The sequence below is a fragment of the Allobosea sp. 05T438 genome, from assembly GCF_056396025.1.
Genome location: NZ_JBFTKQ010000006.1, coordinates 48,650 through 66,792 on the forward strand (window position 1 = coordinate 48,650; position 18,143 = coordinate 66,792).

General features: G+C 63.7%; 15 protein-coding genes. 9 read left to right on the forward strand and 6 right to left on the reverse strand.

Features of this window, described 5'->3' with window-relative positions; all coding sequences use genetic code 11:
* Window positions 1-41: 41 nt before the first annotated feature.
* The 5 genes from AC1DIN_RS14485 to AC1DIN_RS14505 all read left to right on the forward strand — a co-directional run bounded on the left by AC1DIN_RS14485 (window position 42) and on the right by AC1DIN_RS14505 (window position 5,068).
* Entirely contained in the window at window positions 42-932 is an 891-nt protein-coding gene (locus AC1DIN_RS14485; RefSeq protein ID WP_142022870.1) for a LysR family transcriptional regulator, read from the forward strand.
* 230 nt (window positions 933-1,162) lie between these two features.
* Entirely contained in the window at window positions 1,163-1,876 is a 714-nt protein-coding gene (locus AC1DIN_RS14490; protein WP_441513499.1) for a DUF2971 domain-containing protein, read from the forward strand.
* 212 nt (window positions 1,877-2,088) lie between these two features.
* Window positions 2,089-3,030 carry a hypothetical protein gene (locus AC1DIN_RS14495; protein WP_441513498.1) on the forward strand — a complete coding sequence of 314 codons (942 nt, stop codon included), beginning with the start codon at window positions 2,089-2,091 and terminating at the stop codon, window positions 3,028-3,030.
* Window positions 3,027-3,275 (forward strand): ABC-three component system middle component 6, encoded by a 249-nt coding sequence (locus AC1DIN_RS14500; RefSeq protein WP_441513497.1) that lies wholly within the window; start codon window positions 3,027-3,029, stop codon window positions 3,273-3,275. The genes AC1DIN_RS14495 and AC1DIN_RS14500 overlap by 4 nt, the downstream gene beginning before the upstream one ends.
* The gene (locus AC1DIN_RS14505) at window positions 3,272-5,068 is read left to right on the forward strand and encodes an ABC-three component system protein (protein WP_441513496.1); all 1,797 of its coding nucleotides are present in this window, start codon (window positions 3,272-3,274) and stop codon (window positions 5,066-5,068) included. Before AC1DIN_RS14500 ends, AC1DIN_RS14505 begins: the two co-directional genes overlap by 4 nt.
* Before the next feature lie 33 nt (window positions 5,069-5,101).
* On the opposite strand, the gene AC1DIN_RS14510 is transcribed toward AC1DIN_RS14505, so the two are convergent.
* The 3 genes from AC1DIN_RS14510 to AC1DIN_RS14520 all read right to left on the reverse strand — a co-directional run bounded on the left by AC1DIN_RS14510 (window position 5,102) and on the right by AC1DIN_RS14520 (window position 6,889).
* A complete protein-coding gene (locus AC1DIN_RS14510; protein WP_441513495.1) occupies window positions 5,102-5,869 on the reverse strand; it encodes a helix-turn-helix domain-containing protein in 768 nt (255 codons plus the stop codon).
* Window positions 5,870-6,114: 245 nt separating this feature from the next.
* Complete coding sequence (locus AC1DIN_RS14515; RefSeq protein WP_441470836.1) at window positions 6,115-6,588, reverse strand: hypothetical protein; 474 nt, start codon at window positions 6,586-6,588, stop codon at window positions 6,115-6,117.
* A 58-nt stretch (window positions 6,589-6,646) separates the two neighbouring features.
* The gene (locus AC1DIN_RS14520; RefSeq protein WP_441470837.1) at window positions 6,647-6,889 is read right to left on the reverse strand and encodes an SLATT domain-containing protein; all 243 of its coding nucleotides are present in this window, start codon (window positions 6,887-6,889) and stop codon (window positions 6,647-6,649) included.
* A gap of 351 nt (window positions 6,890-7,240) precedes the next feature.
* On the opposite strand from AC1DIN_RS14520, the gene AC1DIN_RS14525 reads away from it, so the two are divergent.
* Window positions 7,241-9,481: an AAA family ATPase gene (locus AC1DIN_RS14525; RefSeq protein ID WP_476803855.1), complete on the forward strand. Its 2,241-nt coding sequence runs from the start codon at window positions 7,241-7,243 to the stop codon at window positions 9,479-9,481.
* Window positions 9,482-9,608: 127 nt separating this feature from the next.
* On the opposite strand, the gene AC1DIN_RS14530 is transcribed toward AC1DIN_RS14525, so the two are convergent.
* Window positions 9,609-10,352: a hypothetical protein gene (locus AC1DIN_RS14530; RefSeq protein ID WP_441470840.1), complete on the reverse strand. Its 744-nt coding sequence runs from the start codon at window positions 10,350-10,352 to the stop codon at window positions 9,609-9,611.
* Window positions 10,353-10,823: 471 nt separating this feature from the next.
* Entirely contained in the window at window positions 10,824-14,546 is a 3,723-nt protein-coding gene (locus AC1DIN_RS14535) for a vitamin B12-dependent ribonucleotide reductase (protein ID WP_476810282.1), read from the reverse strand.
* Between the two features lie 867 nt (window positions 14,547-15,413).
* Between AC1DIN_RS14535 and AC1DIN_RS14540 the strand changes: the two genes are divergently transcribed.
* The 3 genes from AC1DIN_RS14540 to AC1DIN_RS14550 all read left to right on the forward strand — a co-directional run bounded on the left by AC1DIN_RS14540 (window position 15,414) and on the right by AC1DIN_RS14550 (window position 17,336).
* Window positions 15,414-15,824 carry an NADH:ubiquinone oxidoreductase subunit NDUFA12 gene (locus AC1DIN_RS14540; RefSeq protein ID WP_441471085.1) on the forward strand — a complete coding sequence of 137 codons (411 nt, stop codon included), beginning with the start codon at window positions 15,414-15,416 and terminating at the stop codon, window positions 15,822-15,824.
* A gap of 294 nt (window positions 15,825-16,118) precedes the next feature.
* Window positions 16,119-16,754, forward strand: coding sequence for a DUF2155 domain-containing protein (locus tag AC1DIN_RS14545; RefSeq protein WP_441470888.1), 636 nt, complete (start codon window positions 16,119-16,121; stop codon window positions 16,752-16,754).
* Between the two features lie 3 nt (window positions 16,755-16,757).
* Entirely contained in the window at window positions 16,758-17,336 is a 579-nt protein-coding gene (locus tag AC1DIN_RS14550; RefSeq protein WP_476810283.1) for an FUSC family protein, read from the forward strand.
* On the opposite strand, the gene aat is transcribed toward AC1DIN_RS14550, so the two are convergent.
* Window positions 17,333-18,004, reverse strand: a complete 672-nt coding sequence (gene aat / locus AC1DIN_RS14555) for a leucyl/phenylalanyl-tRNA--protein transferase (protein ID WP_476810284.1) — start codon at window positions 18,002-18,004, stop codon at window positions 17,333-17,335. The genes AC1DIN_RS14550 and aat overlap by 4 nt on opposite strands.
* Window positions 18,005-18,143: the final 139 nt, after the last annotated feature.

Consider the following 18,143-nt stretch of genomic DNA (forward strand, 5'->3'; position numbering starts at 1 on the left):
AGCCACGTCAATCTCATCGGATCAATGAGAAGAATCGAGCAATGAAGCTGAGCTTTGCGGAGGCCGAGGCGGTTATCGCCGTGGCGCGCCATGGAGGATTCCGCGCGGCCGGGCGCTCGCTCGGGCAGACCTCGTCTGCGCTGAGCCATGCCGTCGCTGGTTTGGAGAACCGGCTGGCGGTCAAGCTGTTCAATCGCACGACCCGGAGCGTCTCGCTGACGGCAGCCGGTGAGCAATTCGTCAACGGCATCGGTCCGGCCCTCCAGTCGATCGGTCAAACGATTGACGAACTCGGCGCGGAGGCGAGCGAGCCGTCGGGGACGTTGCGCATCACCACATCCTTGGGCGCAGCGCGCATGATGCTGGAGCCGATCCTGCTCGCCTATTCGACACGCTACCCCAAGGTGACGCTGGAGATCGCGACCGATGCGGCCTTTGTCGATCTTGCGGACGGATCGTTCGATGCCGGTGCACGGCTGGCCGACGCAGTGCCCCCTGATATGGTCGCCGTGCCGATCTTTCCCTGGCTCAGGATGATCGTCGTCGGTGCGCCCAACTATTTTGCAGAGCGCCAAAGGCCTTCATCCCCGCTCGACGTGGCGAAGCATCAGTGCATCCATCATCGGATGGCCAACGGTCGCCTTTATCGGTGGGAGTTCGAGCGCCGTGGCGAAGCAATGACTGTCGATGTACCAGGCGTGCTCATCTTCGACGCCACAGAACTCGCTCTATCCGCTGCTCTGGCAGGCGTCGGTCTCGCCTACGTCGAGGAGACTTCGGCCCGCCCGCATGTCGAAGCTGGCCGGCTCATCGAGGTGCTTAGCGAGTGGACGCCGCCTTTTCCGGGCTTGTCGCTGTATTTCTCTGGGCGCCGGAACATCCCGCTGAAGCTTCGCGCGCTCATTGATCTGATCAGAGAGGGAGGCCGATAGCTTACGGCACATTAACAGAGTGGGATGAACGAGAAGCGCCAGGAGCCGACTCTGGCCACTTGCCTAAAAACGGACTTTCCTGCCCGAGTGCGGCGGGCTGCTCATTCCAGCGTGGAATCACTTCGCACACGGCGGTCCATCGCCCAATCAAGCCTATGGGTCGCATTTTCAAGTCGTTCTCGCAGTGGTCCTACGTCGCTGGTATCCAGCATTTATAGCGGGAGGATCGCATGCCGGGCCGCATAGTCGACTACGTCACACCTACGCAGCTTTATCGCTATCGAAGCTTCCGACGCTTCGACGACGATACCGTTGAGGTTCAGCGCCGCGAACTGGCGGCTATCCAGGAGGGGTATATTTGGGCCGCGGCGTACCATCAGATGAACGATCCGATGGAAGGCACATTCTTCGCTCGCCGCCACGGTCCGGGCGATCTCTACTTCCAGACCATTCTCGAATCGATTCGCGAGGGCAAGCAGCGGACCGGGATCGCCTGCTTCAGCGAGACGCCAACTAATGAGCTCATGTGGGCGCACTATGCCGACGAGTTCCGCGGCATTTGCATCGCATACGATTTCTCAGACCTGCGCGATTCCCTTGAGGGAAACGCTGCGTTCTCGCGGCTCTTCTACACCGAGAGCCCACCGAACCTTGATCTCGGAGAGAACGATCTCGAAACCGATGTCCGTAGAGTGCTGTCTTCGAAGAGCCAGAAGTGGGGTTACGAACGTGAGTGGCGCATGTTCACGCAGCGGCTGGGCCGGATCGGCTATCGCAACCCAGCCACTGTCCGCACGATCTACTTCGGTCATCGGATCGACCCGGACATCCGCCACACCATCGAAAGGCTGGCGCGGCAACAAAACATCGATTGCTCTGAGATGCAGCTCAATGGCTATCGACTAAGCTTCGACAACACTGAAGCTCGCATGCGGCGCCGCTGATCAGAAATGAGGTCCATTAACCTGCCGACGTCGACGCTAGAAATACCCTTGATCACTGGCCTGACGAGATGGTGGCGTGGAAGCGAGCAATTTCTCGAAACATCGTAGGCTAACCAGGATTGACGCGGCTTGGGCATAACGCGGGCTAGGACGTTGCCTGAGAGATGCCTTGGCCCTTTAGTGAGTGTTCCCTCCAACAATCGCGAGCGGTCATGTCCGACTGGATGACCCCACACCAGCGTCTGCAATGGCAGATGTCCCTTGAGCTCAAGCTGCGCCGAATTCACGGAGACGGCTTCCAGGAGTTCTTTTCCGAAGTGATGGAGCGGCTCCATGGCGCCGACTTCGTTCCGGCAAGAGCGATGGGCAGCCTCGGTGACAAGGGCTGCGACGGTTACCTGCGAGGTTCGGGGTTCGTCTTCCAGTGTTACGGCAAGCGCCACGACACGCCGGTGAGCGCCGCCACAGTGACGAAGAAGATGAAGGACGACTACGCCGCCGCGGCGTCGAAGCTGCCATCAATCATGAAGGAATGGCACTTCGTCCATAACCTGTTCGACGGCGTACCCGTCGATGTCATCGAGTTGATCGAGGCTTTCGGCCGCCAGTACTCGAAGCACCGTTTTGGACTGATCGGGCCGCCGGCGTTCAGCGACCGCGTCCTCGGCCTGTCAGAGAACGACATCGTGTACCTTCTCGGCCCGGTCGCCTCGGCCGAGGACAGCATGAACATGCAGGTGGAGGAGGTCGCGACGCTGATGGCCGGCGTCATCAAGGGCATGGACGAGGCGCCCTTCGCCGATGCCAAACCCAACCAGCCGCCCGTGAATAAGCTTGAGATCAACCGGATCCAAGGACACTGGCGGCGGACCTTGATCGGCGCGAGTGGCAATGCGACCGTCGTGGCGACCTATGTCGACCAGCATCCCGATCCGGAACTCGGGAAACAGGTAGCCAAGGTATTCTCGCAACGCTATGCCGACCTCGACGCCCAGAACCTGCCTCCGCACGCGATCCTGACAGCGCTCTACGAAGGCATCACTGGGATCGGCAGCGTCCCGCCGGAGCGGCAAGTCGCCGCGCAGGCGCTTCTCGCCTACCTCTTTGAGGCCTGCGATATCTTTAAGGATGATCCGTCCAAGGCCGCCGCATGATCCTTCCCGGGAAACATCTATCACCGCATCGCGCCATCGTCGGCGTTGGCGCGGAGATCCTTGCCCAGCTCGACCGTCCCCGGGACGTTTCCGAGCTCTGGGAACGCGTGCGCGCGTCACGAGCGGCGCTTCAGGAGGCCAGCCCGATCTCGTTCGACTGGTTCGTCCTCGCTCTGACCTTCCTTTATGCGATCAAGGCCATCGATGAGACAGGCGGGCTGATGCGGCCGGCGGAGCCGGCATGATCATCTCGATCAACAGCGACCTGAAGACGTTCAAGCCCGTGCGCTTCCATGGCGGGCTCAACGTCCTGCTGTCTGATAAGTCGTCGAAGGAGGACGACGCCAAGACGCGCAACAGCGCTGGGAAGTCGAGCCTCATCGAGATCATTCACTTCCTGCTTGGGGCCAAGGCAGATCCGGATAGCCTCCTACGCCACAAGGCCCTGATCGAGAACACCTTCCGCGGGACCTTCCGCGTGGCGGGCCGCGACGTCGAGGTCGAGAGGAGCGGATCGAAGCCGAGCCGCATCTACATCGACGCGGCGAGCGTCGAGCACTTCAAGCTGACGGCGAAGAAGGACAAGGCGGGCGTCGGCTCGGCCTCGAATATCGGCGGGCTGTCGATATCCAACGAGGAATGGAAGGACTTCCTCGCCCATCACATGTTCGAATTCCCGTCCGTGATGAAGGGCTCGGCGTTCGAGGAGAGCTTCTCTCCAAGCTTCCGGTCGCTGATCGGCTACTTCGCCCGCCGTCAGGGCTCGCGCGGCTACTCCTACGTTGAGCGCCAGGCCGAGGCCCAGCAGCGCCCGGATTGGCAGGTGAGCCTCTCCTACCTGCTCGGCCTGGACTGGCGAATTCCCAGGGCGCTTCAGTCCATTCGGAAGCGCGAGAAGCAGCTCGAAGAGCTGAAGAAGGCGGTTGAAGACGGCGCGTTCGGACAGGTGATCGGGAGCGTCGGCGAGCTACGATCGGCGCTCGCCGAGGCTGAGGCGAGGGCTATCAAGCTCAAGGAGGAACTGGGCCGGTTCCAGGTCCACGAAGCCTATCGCGAGATGATGGACCAGGCCACCAGGGCCAAGGTGGAGATGCAGGCGATTTCGCGACGTGCGGTGCCGCTTCGCGAGACCGTCGCGCACCTACGCAACGCCATCGAGGTGGAACGCGTTCCCGAGCGAAGCGACGTCGGCCGGCTGTACGCTGCCGTGGGCATCGAATTGCCGGACGTGGCCATTCGGCGATTCGACGATGTTGCCCGCTTCCACAAGAGCGTGATCGATAACAGGCGCACCCACCTCAGTGAGGAGGTCGATGAGACCGAGCGGCAGATCAAGAAGGGCGAGGACCGGTTCGCGATCCTGGACGCCGAGCGGAGCGAGATCCTGCAACTGCTGGAAGGGCGTGGGGCTCTTGAGGATTTCGTCGGCTTGCAGAAGCGGCTGGCCGATGCCGAGGCCGAGGCCGCCTCGCTGCGCGATCGCTTCCAGTCGGCAACGGTCCTTGCCAGCGAGGGCACGGAGCTCACCATCGAGCGAGCGAGCATCAAGCAACGGCTCCAGCTCGATCACCAGAACCGACACGAGCGGCTGAACGAGGCCATCCTCCTCGTCGGAGCGGCGATCAAAAAGCTCTACGAGGACAGGAAGGGCAAGTTCGAGGTCGAGGCCACGGAGAACGGTCCAGAGTTCCGGATCACGATCCAGGGCGACCGTGGCGGGGGCATCTCAAGCATGGAGATCTTCTGCCTAGACTACGCCTTGTTCTGCATCTGGTCGAAGCGAGGGAACGGACCAGGCTTTCTTATCCACGACAGCCACCTCTTCGACGGTGTCGATCCCCGGCAGGTTGCGCGTGCCATAGGTCTGGGTGCCGCTGCCGCCAGAGATTACGGGCGGCAGTACATCGTCACGATGAACAGCGACATCTACGATTCACTGAAGCTCGAAGACGGCATCGACCGTGAGGCCGCGATCATAGAACCGAGGCTATCGGATCGGGACGAGACGACCGGGCTCTTCGGCTTCCGATTCGACTGATCGCGCCGGCAGCATCCCGCGAACGATCTCTATCTAGAGGTCCGCCTCGTCGGACAGGTGTTCCAGATAGCCGGGACCGGGACGCAAGCAGCGCTTATCGACGAAGATCGCCCGGCGCTTGGGCGCGCCGGGATCGGAGAGCTTGGGCGTGAGCGAGATGATCGCCACTTTCCAATCGGCGGATCCCGGGATTGGCGCGTCGGCGATGCCGACGAGAACCGTGACGCCGCGGCGGCGCAGATCGGCAACCGCGGCCAGGATGCCGTCGCAGAGTGCCCGCCGACGGATCGGCCTGCCCCCGTCGACGGGGGCAGGCCCCAGTGCGAAGGACGCCAAGTCTAGCCACTCCCGCAGGCCCGCTACCTGCTCGTCGTAGGCGGCCCCTACCTCGGGGCGGTGGATGTAACAGGCCTGGGTGGCTGCGATCATTCTAATCTGGCGGTGGGTTTCGAACGGGCGCACCTCGACCTGCTGGAGATTTCCGAGCTGATCGACCATCTGCGTGGCCGCCTCTTCCTTGGGGATTGGCAGGCGGGGCGCTGAGAAGGCGCCGGGTTCGTAACCGAGTGCCTGAGCGATTCGGTCGAGGCTTTCGATACTGACCGGCTCAGCGCGCTCGACGCGCTCGACCGTGGACATGCTGACGCGCGCGAAGTCGGCGAGCGTGTCTTGCTTCCACTGTCTTAGCCCGCGGGCCATGCGGACGACCATCGCGACGACCTCTGCGGGTGGCGTGGCGGCGACGCCCTGAGCCGGCGGCGGCATTGAGACGATACGGTCGATGAGTTCTTTCGGGTTCATGGCCACTCCCTGCGTTGGACGACTATGAGAGTGACGCCATTCGCTCGATTAAAAGAGGCCGGAAAACCCTTCAGCTCTCAACAGGCGAGCCCCATCATTTACGCTAGGGTGTAAACAATCGGCATGCCCGAAAGCGGACATTGCCAGCGTCAGCAATGGGCCGGTTCCGGCTGAGCGACTGTCGGCCACCTTGGAGAGGCCGAAGTAGGCATTTCGGCCAACGGAGCCCGTATATCGACGTGAAGTCACGAACTATCGCCCTCGCGTTCGTACTGGGCTAGCTCGGCGTTAGGCTCTTCGAAGAGTTCATCCGACATGCTCTCGAGCGTCCCAACGTTCAGTGCATTGTCATGAAGCTGTAGTCGTTCGTCGTCTCGAAGCCCGCCATTCTTGTCGACGCTGAGGAGCGCGCCAGATGGTTGCTTGGTAACATTCCAATGAGGAGCAGCCTCAATGCCCGCGGCCAGCCTCCACGCATGCTTCAGCCTCTCGGCAACTCTGCCTTGACGTTTGCGGCGCTTACGCATGGCGGTCATCGATGCGGTGACCATTTCCCGCGTCGGCGCTGCTGGAACGAGCCGCCACTGGGCGGCATCAAGGTCCTCGAGTAGGAAGCGTGCCAACCGAGCGGTGTCTTCATCGGAAATCTTATGATTGAGCTGCTGAAGGTTGTCGCGGAGGCGGTTTTTCACCATTGCGAGGATGGTGTTGTTCGTCATCGCCCGGCCCTTCATGTCCCTTTGCCGCTCTTGTTTCAGAGTGGCTGACATGCACGAGTCAGTGATGAAGCTTCTCGTCTGGCTTGAGGAACGTCATCAGCGCCGTGAGCACGGTGACGCCAGACGACATCAATCCTGCGGAGACAGCGTAATCCTGGAAGAAGGCGCCCCCCGCTAGCGCGCTCAGCCCTACGGAGGGAATGCCGAAGATATAGTTCCACCTCGTCCAGCGGGTCGCGGCGTTGAAATGAGCCTTGCCGGAGTGGGTGCAATCCTCCTCCATCCGCAGCAGCTCGGCCACGACCTTATCAGATATTGCAACAGACACGGGCACGCTCGCGAGCTTCCTTTAGATATTCGTCGCGAGGCTAGGATGAAACCGGAAGGAGCAATACTCGGCGAGAGCGACATCTGGTAGTTGTCCACCTCAAACTGGGCCGAGGAACTCGGATCCCTAAAGAACACTTGGGATTAATCGCGGAGTTGCCGCTGGTGGAGGAGCTCGCGACGCGATCTAATGGTGTTGCCTGGGAGATTCGCGAATGGCCGGCCATCATCCTGGCGCTGCGTGGCGGCGCGTCGACCTGCAATGCCGTACGCCACGGGACGTGGCTCGGGATTTCCCTGCCAAGTCGGTTGGTGAGCGATCCCAATGACCACGGTCACCAGACATGCTCTGAGAGTATACGCCGCCCTTTCGGGGTTGAAGGTGAACCAGGACGGCGACGTGCTCGACGCCCTCATCCCGTTCCTCGAACCGGTCCTGGCCGCGATGAACGGCACCATCTTCGACGGCGGCCTTCTCTCGCTAGGCGTCCAGAAGATCTATGGGTGGAGGTTCAACAAGGATGTCGCCGAGAGCTTTACAGGCCGCCTGCTTGCGAAAGGTTATCTGAAGCGACAGGCTGGCGCCGTCTTCACGGTCTCGTTCCAGCCTGCGGCTGACGATGACGAGAACCAGATCGAGATTGTTCAGGTCCTGGATCGGATTGTGGACGATTTCGAAAAGTTCCCACCGAAGGTCACTGACCTGTTCCAGTTCTCCCTGGATCGCGAGAGCTTGAAGGACATTCTGATACGCTTCCTGGTTTCCTTCGACGCGTTCACGGAGGAGGCGTTCGCCCTGCATGTCGAGCGCATCCGATTGGGGATGGCGAACCAGGCTGTCCTCGATCGGCTTGAGGAGGGCGGACGGACGCTGAGCCGCGAGGAGCAGTACCTGTGCGCCCGCTTTGTTCACGACTTGGTCAAGAACAAGAGCGAATTCGTTCCTCACCTCGCCAGGTTGGCCTCGATCGGATTGCTCACCGAGGTCGTCGAGGATTTCGTCAAGCCGACCGGGGAGACCAAGAAGTCCGACCTCACGCTGATCCTCGATACCCCGGTTGCGCTCGATCTTTTGGGATTGTCGGGGAAGGAGGCCTGCGAGGACATCGCCAACGTCGTGACCTCGCTGCGCGGCATCGGTTGCAACGTCATCGTCCTTCCGGTCAGCGTGGAGGAGATGTCGAGAAACCTGCAGAGCATGCTCTCCCAGCCGCTCTCCGCCCGCCATGGGCCGACGCACTCGGCCCTGATGAAAAACGAGATCAACGAGGATTTCGTTAGGTCGGTGATCCGGGATCCCGAGCGCGCTCTCCAGCAGGTCGGTGTTACGGTGCGTCCGATCGACCTGACCACGACGCCCTCCCAGACGAAGTTCTTCGACAAGGCGACCTATGACGACTTTTTCGCCGGTATCCGCTGGAAGGTCGATTCCGTCGACGCCCGGGAGCACGATGCAACCTGCGCAGCGCTCACCATGCGGCTGAGGGCGGGGCACAAGAGCGCCGACCCGTTGACCTCCAGGTTCGTCTTCGTCACCACGAACCCGATCTTCGTGGACTACGCCCGCGACTTCTGCCGCAAGAACCGGATGATCAACGATCGGCAAACACCGCCCGTCATCATCAAGCGCGAGCTCGCGATGACGGCCTGGCTTCGGACCGGCCTCGTCAGGGACGATGCTAAGGCCAAGCAGGTCGACATTCCGCGCGGGCATCTCATCGCCTCCTGCGAACGCGTCCTCAGGCCGCGTAAGGAAGTGCTGAAGGCCGTCCACGACAAGCTGAAGGAGTTTGACCCCGAACGCGCCCAGCAGTTCGAGCTGCTGCTCTCCGACCAGCGCAGTGTCGAACGGCTGATGGACGAGACGCTCGGCCTCGAACGCCTAGCGACCACCGCCAATCCCCAGATGCTCCTGGAAGAGATGCGCAACGCGACCGCCAACGAGGTCCGCAGCGAATATGAGAGGAAGGCCCGGGTGGCCGCGCAGCGTCACGGGCAGGAAAAGCGGGAGCTCAAAGAGGCCCATGAGGCAGATGTCGCCGAGGCGAAACGAGCTTTGGGGCAACGAGACGCTGAGCTGGAAGCGTTGCGCGCGGAGCGCAAGCGACTCCACGGGATCGCCTTGGCGGCCAGACAGGGCGAGATCGACAGAGTTGACACATTGATCTCGGGATCGAACAGGTTCATCGGTCGCCTCGAAACAGGACTGACTTGGTCGACGGTTGTCATCCTTTCGGCCGGAGCTGCTGGATCGGTGGTCGGACTGCCTCAGTCCGCTGCAGTCGCGACCGCCGGCATCTTGGGTCTCACCGGCCTTTACCATACGGTCCGCGAGTTGCAGCAGAAGCCGAAGATCGGGTTCCAAAACCTGCTGGACGGTGTGGCCCGTTTCCGGCTGCGACGGGGTCTGAAGACGCTCGGCCTCGATCGCGCCAAGTTCGAAGACGCGGTCGAGCTCCGGTACGGCAGGATTTCCTGGGTTACGGAAAAACGGGCCGGCCTGCTGCCGACGAATGATCGCAAGTTGGTCGCGGCGGCCCCACCGCGCGATCTGGAAGAGGCGTAGGGGCTCAAACGGGCATTCGCCATTCCGGCGCATCGTGCGCTGGGGGAGTGGAGGGTATCGACCGTGCCGACGCGTGAGCAGGTGTTTTTCGTCGCGGACAGAATAACCCATAGCTCTACGTACAGCGCTACGCGGAATCGTAGCCATCGGGGGCTGGGTCGTGCAGGTCCATGTCCATCGACGGCAGAACGTCGAGGAAGTGGACGTGCATCGCCTGTAGGCGCGCCATGACGGCGCCGAGCAGCGATTTGTTGAGAATCTTGGCCTGCTGGACGCGCTGGTAGTCCAGCATGATCCCCTCGTTGAACCTTGGCGGGAACAGGGTTGTGAAAGGCTCGCCAGCGCCGTCGCGGCCCTTCATCACCACGGGGGCTCTGTACGCGACCTGGCTGGCGTCGCTGTGAGCGAAGATGGTGTTCCGCTTGCTGATGAGGTCGTCGTGCAAGGCGCGGGTGAATGGCGAGAGCTTGATCCCTAGGGCGCCGTAGGAGAGGGAGGGAATGTCTCCCCTCGATTCCGAGAAGGGTCGGCAATAGGAGACGATCAAGGTCGTTTCGTAGCAGAGGAACTTCCTCACGGCCGCGAGGGGATATCGTCCATCGTGGTCCACCTCCTCCTCGATGAAGGCGATCGCGCTTCCGGCGTGCGACAGGTCCCTGACGCTCAGCACCAGGCGCTTGAATAGGCCCCGGTCCTTCAGCAGATTTTCGGGCATCCGATCCAATCGAGGTTGGTCGAATGCACGGACACCCCCGCTTCCTGAGCGGTCGTCGATGCGTTCGTAGTAGAACCACTCGTCGGGAAAGCCGTACTGCTGCTTGAGGAGTGCCTCATAGGCTTGCGTCGCCTCATTCCCATCCGACATTTGCATCACACCTCGGGAAAATGGTCGATCCGATCGTAGCGGAGCGCTCGGCAAGAGCGAAGCGAGCTCCCATCCTCGGGACCATCGTCATCGGATTGCGGTGCTCAGCGACGGGTGGATCGGCCGACGCCGAGAGGCGCCGCTGCCTCTTGTCACCATTGCTAGGATGGTGTTGTTCGTCATCACTCAGTCCTTCATGTCCCTTTGCCACTCCTGTTGATCAGAGGGGCTGACATGCACGAGTCAGTGATGAAGCTCGTCGTCTTCGACCTCACGTTTAGTTCAGGCCTGACGGATGCTGGCCGACGCGCCGTGTTCCAGGCCGTTGGAAGCTAGCGGCCCCGAATGCCCGATCTGATTGGCTGAAAAGCAAAGCGCCGCCCGGCTTGATGGCCGCGCGGCGCAAATCTGTTTGCGGAACTTTTCCTAAAATCGAGGCAACATTATGCCTCTCTTTTCAACAATTAAGTCGGCATATCATGAGCAGCCGGTTGTGCTACCGCAGGTGTTGCACTTCAGGCAGGTGCCGTTGCGGACCAGCGTGAAGTTGCCGCATTCGCCGCAGCTGTCGCCGACATAGCCCTTCATGATCGCCTCGGCGCGGCGCTCCGACTGGGTCGGCTGGGCGGCGGGCGCCGCGAAGCCGAGCTTGGCCATCTCCGCTTCGCCATAGGCTTCCGGCTCCTCCTTCAGCGCGGTCGCGCCAGCCGTGGCGAGAGCCGTCACAGTGGAGGCTGAGCGGGCGACCGCGTCGTTCGCCGCGCCGCCGCCCTGGATGGCGAGCAGGTTGATCGGCTTGCCGCGGCGGAAGCCGGTCGAGGCGAGGGGGGTCGAGACCACCGGGGTCGCATCCGGAGCCTTGTCCTGGCCGACGCCGCTACCCATCACGTCATGACCGATCTCGCTGGGGTCGACATGCGCGAGGTCGTTGCGGCCGAGATAGGAGATCGCCAGCTCGCGGAAGACGTAGTCGAGGATCGAGGTCGCGTTCTTGATCGACTGGTTGCCGGCGACGAAGCCCGACGGCTCGAAGCGGGTGAAGGTGAAGGCCTCGACATACTCCTCCAGCGGCACGCCGTATTGCAGGCCGAGCGAGACCGCGATGGCGAAGTTGTTCATCATCGCCCGGAAGGCGGCGCCTTCCTTGTGCATGTCGATGAAGATCTCGCCCAGGCGCCCGTCCGAATACTCGCCGGTGTGGACATAGACCTTGTGGCCGCCGACCGTCGCCTTCTGGATGTAGCCCGTGCGGCGGTCCGGCATCTTCTCGCGCTCGCGCTTGCGCTCGATGCGCTCGACGATGCGCTCGACGATCTTCTCGGAGATCTGGGTGGCGCGCGCCGCCATCGGCGCGGCGACCAGCGCCTCGACAGCGTCGTCGGCTTCGTCGTCATCATCCGAGATCAGCGCCGAGTTCAGCGGCTGCGAGAGCTTGGAGCCGTCGCGGTAGAGGGCATTCGCCTTCAGCGCCAGCTTCCAGGAGAGCATGTAGGCGCTCTTGCAGTCCTCGACCGTCGCGTCGTTCGGCATGTTGATGGTCTTGGAGATCGCGCCCGAGATGAAGGGCTGCGCCGCCGCCATCATGCGGATATGGCTCTCGACCGAGAGGTAGCGCTTGCCGATGCGGCCGCAGGGGTTGGCGCAGTCGAAGACGTTGTAGTGCTCGGTCTTCAGATGCGGGGCGCCTTCCAGCGTCATCGCGCCGCAGACATGGACGTTCGCGGCCTCGATTTCGGCCTTGCTGAAGCCGAGGAAGGGCAGGAGCTCGAACGACATGTCGTTCAGCTTCTCGGCCGGGACCTTGAGCGTGCCGGTGAGGAAATCCTCGCCCAGCGTCCACTTGTTGAAGACGAACTTGATGTCGAAGGCGCTCTTCAGCCCCTTCTCGACCGCCTCGATCTTCTCGTCGGTGAAGCCCTTGGACCGCAGCGTCGACGGGTTGACGCCCGGCGCCTGCTTCAGCGAGCCGTGGCCGACGGCATAGGCCTCGATCTCTGCGATATCGGCCTCGCGGTAGCCGAGCGCACGCAGCGCGTCCGGCACGGCGCGGTTGATGATCTTGAAGTAGCCGCCGCCGGCGAGCTTCTTGAACTTCACCAGGGCGAAGTCGGGCTCGATGCCGGTGGTGTCGCAATCCATGACCAGGCCGATCGTGCCGGTCGGCGCGATCACGGTCGACTGGGCGTTGCGATAGCCGTAGCGCTTGCCCTGCTCGAGAGCCTCGTCCCAGACGGCGCGCGAGCGCTCCGCCATGGTGATGGCCGAGCCGCCGAGGCGGGCCAGCGTCGCGTGGTCGAGCGGGACGGGCGTAACGCTCAGGCCCTCATAGCCGTCGGCGAGGCCGTGGGCGGCGGTGCGGTGGTTGCGGATGACGCGCAGCATGTGGCTGGCGTTCTTCTTGTAGCCGGGGAAGGGGCCGAGCTCGCCCGCCATCTCGGCCGAGGTCGCATAGGCGACGCCGGTCATGATCGCGGTCAGCGCGCCGGCGAGCGCGCGGCCCTCGTCGCTGTCGTAGCCGAGGCCCATGGTCATCAGCAGACCGCCGATATTGGCGTAGCCGAGGCCGAGCGTGCGGTACTCGTAGGAGAGCTCGGCGATCTCGCGGGACGGGAACTGCGCCATCGTCACCGAGATCTCGAGCACGACCGTCCAGAGCCGGCAGAGATGCTCATAGGCCGCGACGTCGAAGCTCTTGGTTTCGGTATCGTAGAACTGCAGCAGGTTGGCCGAGGCCAGGTTGCAGGCGGTGTCGTCGAGGAACATGTACTCGGAGCACGGGTTGGACGCCCGGATCCGGCCCGAGGCCGGGCAGGTGTGCCAGTCGTTCATCGTCGAGTTGAAGTGCAGGCCGGGATCGGCCGAGGCCCAGGCGGCGTAGCCGATCTTCTCCCAGAGGTCGCGGGCCTTCAGCGTCTTGAGGACCTTGCCGGAGGTGCGGGCGGTCAGGTTCCAGTCATTGTCGTTCTCGACGGCGCGCAGGAAGTCGTCGGTCAGCGAGACCGAGTTGTTCGAGTTCTGGCCGGAGACGGTGAGATAGGCGTCGGAATCCCAGTCGGTGTCATAGGTGTCGAAGGAGATGTCCTTGTAGCCCTGCTTGGCGAACTGGATGACCCGCTTGATGTAGTTGTCCGGCACCAGCGCCTTGCGGGCGAGCTTGATCTCGCGCTTCAGGGCGGGGTTCTTCTCCGGGTCGAAGCAGGAATCGGCATCGCCTTCGCAGTTCACGCATGCCTTGAGCACAGCCTTCATGTGCTTCTTGACGGTCTTGGAGCCGGTGACGAGGGCAGCGACCTTCTGCTCCTCCTTCACCTTCCAGTCGATATAGGCCTCGATATCCGGATGGTCGGCATCGACCACGACCATCTTGGCGGCGCGGCGGGTGGTGCCGCCCGACTTGATCGCGCCGGCGGCGCGATCGCCGATCTTGAGGAAGGACATCAGACCGGAGGACTTGCCGCCGCCGGCGAGCTTCTCGCCTTCGCCGCGCAGCATCGAGAAGTTCGAGCCGGTGCCGGAGCCGTATTTGAACAGGCGGGCTTCGCGGACCCAGAGGTCCATGATGCCGCCCTCGTTGACGAGGTCGTCCTGCACGCCCTGGATGAAGCAGGCATGCGGCTGCGGATGCTCGTAGCTCGACTTCGACTTCACCAGCTTGCCGGTCTTGAAGTCGACGTAGAAATGGCCCTGGCTGGGACCGTCAATGCCATAGGCCCAGTGCAGGCCGGTGTTGAACCATTGCGGCGAGTTCGGCGCGACGCGCTGGGTCGCGAGCATGAAGCGCAATTCGTCATGGAAGGCCGCGGCATCCTCCTCGGAGGAGAAATAGCCGCCCTTCCAGCCCCAATAGGTCCAGCAGCCCGCAAGGCGGTCGAAGACCTGCTTGGAGGAAATCTCGGAGCCGTAGCGCTCGCCTTCCGGCAGCTCGGCAAGAGCAGCCTCGTCGGCGACGGAGCGCCAGAGGAAGGAGGGGAGGTCGTTCTCCTCGACCTTCTTCAGGCGCGCCGGCACCCCGGCCTTGCGGAAGTACTTCTGGGCGAGCACGTCGCTCGCGACCTGCGACCAGGCCTCGGGGACTTCGATGCCTTCGAGCCGGAAGACGACGGAGCCGTCCGGGTTCTTGATCTCGCTGACGGCCGATCGGAACGGGATCGCGGCGTAGGGCGACTGACCGGCGGAGGTATAGCGGCGCTCGATGCGCATGATCTTCGTCCTTGCATGCCGCGGGTGGATACCCCCGCGCGGCCGGTTGATCGCCGGCTCCTGATGTCAGTTCAAACTCGGTTCGATGCCTCGTGGGTCCTTAGCGGTGTCGCCCCGCTTGCAGGCCCGGACGCGCCCAAAATGCCCGCGCAAATCCGTTCGCTTCCGCTGATGTCAGCGGATGCGGCGGCAGGCCCGTAAGCACTCTGGAAAACTAGGGTTCGCAGTCATCCAGAGGGGGTGCCGCCGGCCGTCATGCGATGGTCAAAATCTACAGCCGTTCGCTTCCGTGCGTCAAGGAATAGTGGAGCGAGACCCCTGTGGACACGACATCTGGTAGGGATGTGTGGGTTATGGGGATAAGTTTCAAGGCCCCGGCTAAGCCTTGGAAATGGCGGGAAGAATCGCCGCTGCGCGGCAAGATTGCCACAGCGCCGTCCGAAGCGCAGTTCCTAAAATCCCCACTATTCACGGTAAATGAGATGTGAACCTGGGGTACCGGCCGCGGGCTTGCAGACAGCGCTTGCGGGGACCGCTCCAAGTGCTTGAAGTCGGTGCGCTTCGGCGCTGAATCATGGCGGTGGGCGAGCCGAATCGCGGCGAAATTCCGGCGGAGCGCAGGCGGGAATCAGCGGCGGATAGCAGGAGGAATCAGGCCGTATGCCGCGCGGCCGAGGCGGCGCCCCGCCGGACCATCGCTTCGTACCCTCCTGTGGATATCGCCAGGGTGCATTCGGCGGCGCCGACGCGGCGAAGCGCCCCAACGACGGCGTTCCGGACTGGACAGAGCAGGGTCCTGCCGCCATAAGTCGGGCCAAGACGCGCCGGCCTCTCCGCACGGCGCTGCAAGCGCATGGACTGAAGGCAATGAAGGACTGGCTGCTGCAGATCTTCACCTGGTGGAATGGCCAGACCATCGGCACGCGCTTCCACACCTGGCGCTTCGGCGAGAAGGTGGGCGAGGACGAGTTCGGCAATGTCTATTACCGCACCAAGGGTGGGGTGAAGGACAAGGCGCTCGGCTTCCAGCGCCGCTGGGTGATCTACAGGGGCGAGGCGGAGGCCTCCAAGGTGCCGCCCGGCTGGAATGGCTGGCTGCATCACACCGTCGACGTCGCCCCCTCCGAGGAAAGCTACCAGCCGCGCGAGTGGCAGCAGCCGCACGAGCAGAACTGGACCGGGACGGCGCTGGCCTACCGCCCGCAGGGCTCGACGCTGGCCGAGGGCGAGCGCCCGGCCGCGACCGGCGACTACCAGGCCTGGACGCCGGGCCGCTGAGGCAAGGCATCGGACCGAAAAGGGAAGACCACTTCCCGGAAAAATCCGATGCGATGGCAGTCTAGATGGACCACCGTTATCGCGTCCGATCGGACGCGCGGTGATCCAGGTCGCAGGGCAGGTTGCGAGATATCAGGGCCGCTCCTTTCGGGCGGCCTTTTTGCTGGGCGGCAGGGCGGCCGCAGCGGCAGCTGAAATGGCCGTTTCGGCCGCGATGCCCTTTTTCCGCTGCCTTTGCCGTGTTACTGCGCCCCGTCGCGGTCTTTCCGCGCTGTGGAAGAGATTCGCGCCAGCATGCCGTCCTTGTTCCGCCTTTCGACCCTGGCAGGCCTCGCCACGAGCGCGGCCGCGCTGCTCGCTGCGATGGGACCGGCGCAGGCCGACCGCGTCCGCAACCCGACTGCGGTCTTCGCAGGGCTCGACAAGATCACCGGCCGCATCATCTCCTTCGAGGTGGCCGTGGACGAGACGGTGCAGTTCGGCGCGCTGCAACTGACTCCGCGCGTCTGCTGGAGCCGGCCGCCGACCGAGGCGCCGCAGACCGACGCCTTCGTCGAGGTCGACGAGGTGACCTTCAAGAACGAGTACCGGCGCATCTTCACCGGCTGGATGTATGCGGCGAGCCCCGGCCTGCACGGTGTCGAGCACGCGATCTATGATGTGTGGCTGACCGAGTGCAAGGGGGGCACCGAACTCGTGGTCGACCCGAAGGAGCCCGAGCCGCCGCCGGCGCCAGAGGATCCGCGCCGCCCGCGCACGCCGCCACGCGATCCCAACCAGCCGCCGCCCTTGCAACAGCCTGTGCCGCCCCCCGGCGGGCGCATCGATGTCGAGCCGCCGCGTGGCGTGCCGGTGCAGCCGCAGCGGCCGAGCCAGCGCTTCTTCCCGACCAATCCCGGCCAGGGCCGCGACCCGACCGGCGGCGGCTGATCCGTGCCGCCCGACGGCGCCACCAAGGGAGCCGGGCGCGAAACGACGCGCATCAGGCGCCTGCGCCGTCACCTCGCCGATCTGCGCAAGCGGCTTCCCGCTGGCCAGCGCTTCCGCGATGGTCTCGAACACGCGCTGATGTCGAGTGCAGCGGCGCTCGCCGCCTATTGGCCGACGCAGGCGCTGGGGCTGCGTGAAGGCTTCTGGGCCGCCATCACCGCGATTGCCGTGGTTCAGACCGAGTTCGGCGCGACGCGGACGACGGCGCGCGACCAGTTCGTCGGGGCTGCCATCGGCGGCGCGATCGGCGTTGCGGTCGTGCTCGTCACCGGCCAGCACATCCTGAGCTATCTGCTGGCGGCGGCGCTTTCGGTTCTGGCCGCCTGGCTATTGAACGTCGCCAGCGCCGCGCGCCTCGCCGGCATCACCGCGACGATCATCCTGCTCGTCCCGCATCCCGGAACCAGTGCGCAGCAGATGATGCTCTCGCGCGTCGTCGAGGTCGGCTGGGGCGTCAGCGTCGCAATCGCCGTCGTCTGGCTGGCGGAGCGCCTCGATCCGCGCGGGCCGGCTTCGGGCTAAAGTTCGGCCAGCGCCTGCTGGCCACTGACGACAGTGTCCATCGGCCAGGCCGGCCAGTTGCCCTGGTGGCGCAGCGCATCGTCGAGCCTGAGCCGATAGGCCTCGCGCGGGATCTCGACGGTGCCGAACTGTGCGAGATGGCCGGTCTGGAACTGGGTGTCGAGCAGGCGATAGCCGCCGCGCCGCAGCCGCGCGACGAGATGGGCGAGCGCGACCTTGGAGGCGTCGGTCTCGCGGTGGAACATGCTTTCCCCGAAGAAGGCGGCACCGAGCGACAATCCATAGAGCCCGCCGACGAGGCGGCCCTCGCGCCAGCACTCGACCGTATGGACGTGGCCGAGCGCGAAAAGCTCGCCGAAGATGGCGCGGATGCGGGTATTGATCCAGGTTTCCGGCCGGTCGGGCCGGGCCTCTCCGCAGGCTGCGATCACCGCCTCGAAATCGCTGTCGACCCGGATCTCGAAGCGGTCCGAGCGGACGGTGCGCGCGAGGCGCGAAGAGAGGTGGAAGCCTTCGAGCGGGATGACGCCGCGCAGCTCCGGTTCCACCCAGAACAGGCCGGGATCATCGGCGCTTTCCGCCATCGGAAAGATGCCGGCGGCGTAGGCGCGCAGCATGATCTCCGGCGTGATCGCAGGCGAGCGGACGGGCACGGAACGAGCCTTCATGACCGGATGGGAGCGCGAGGAGCGTTACGAGTCAAACGAAGTCGCGAGGACTATCCGTCAGGCTCGGGCTTGACCCGAGAATCTCCTGAACGAGATTCCTGAGTCTACGCTTCGGTTCGCCCGGGAATGACAGACGTCA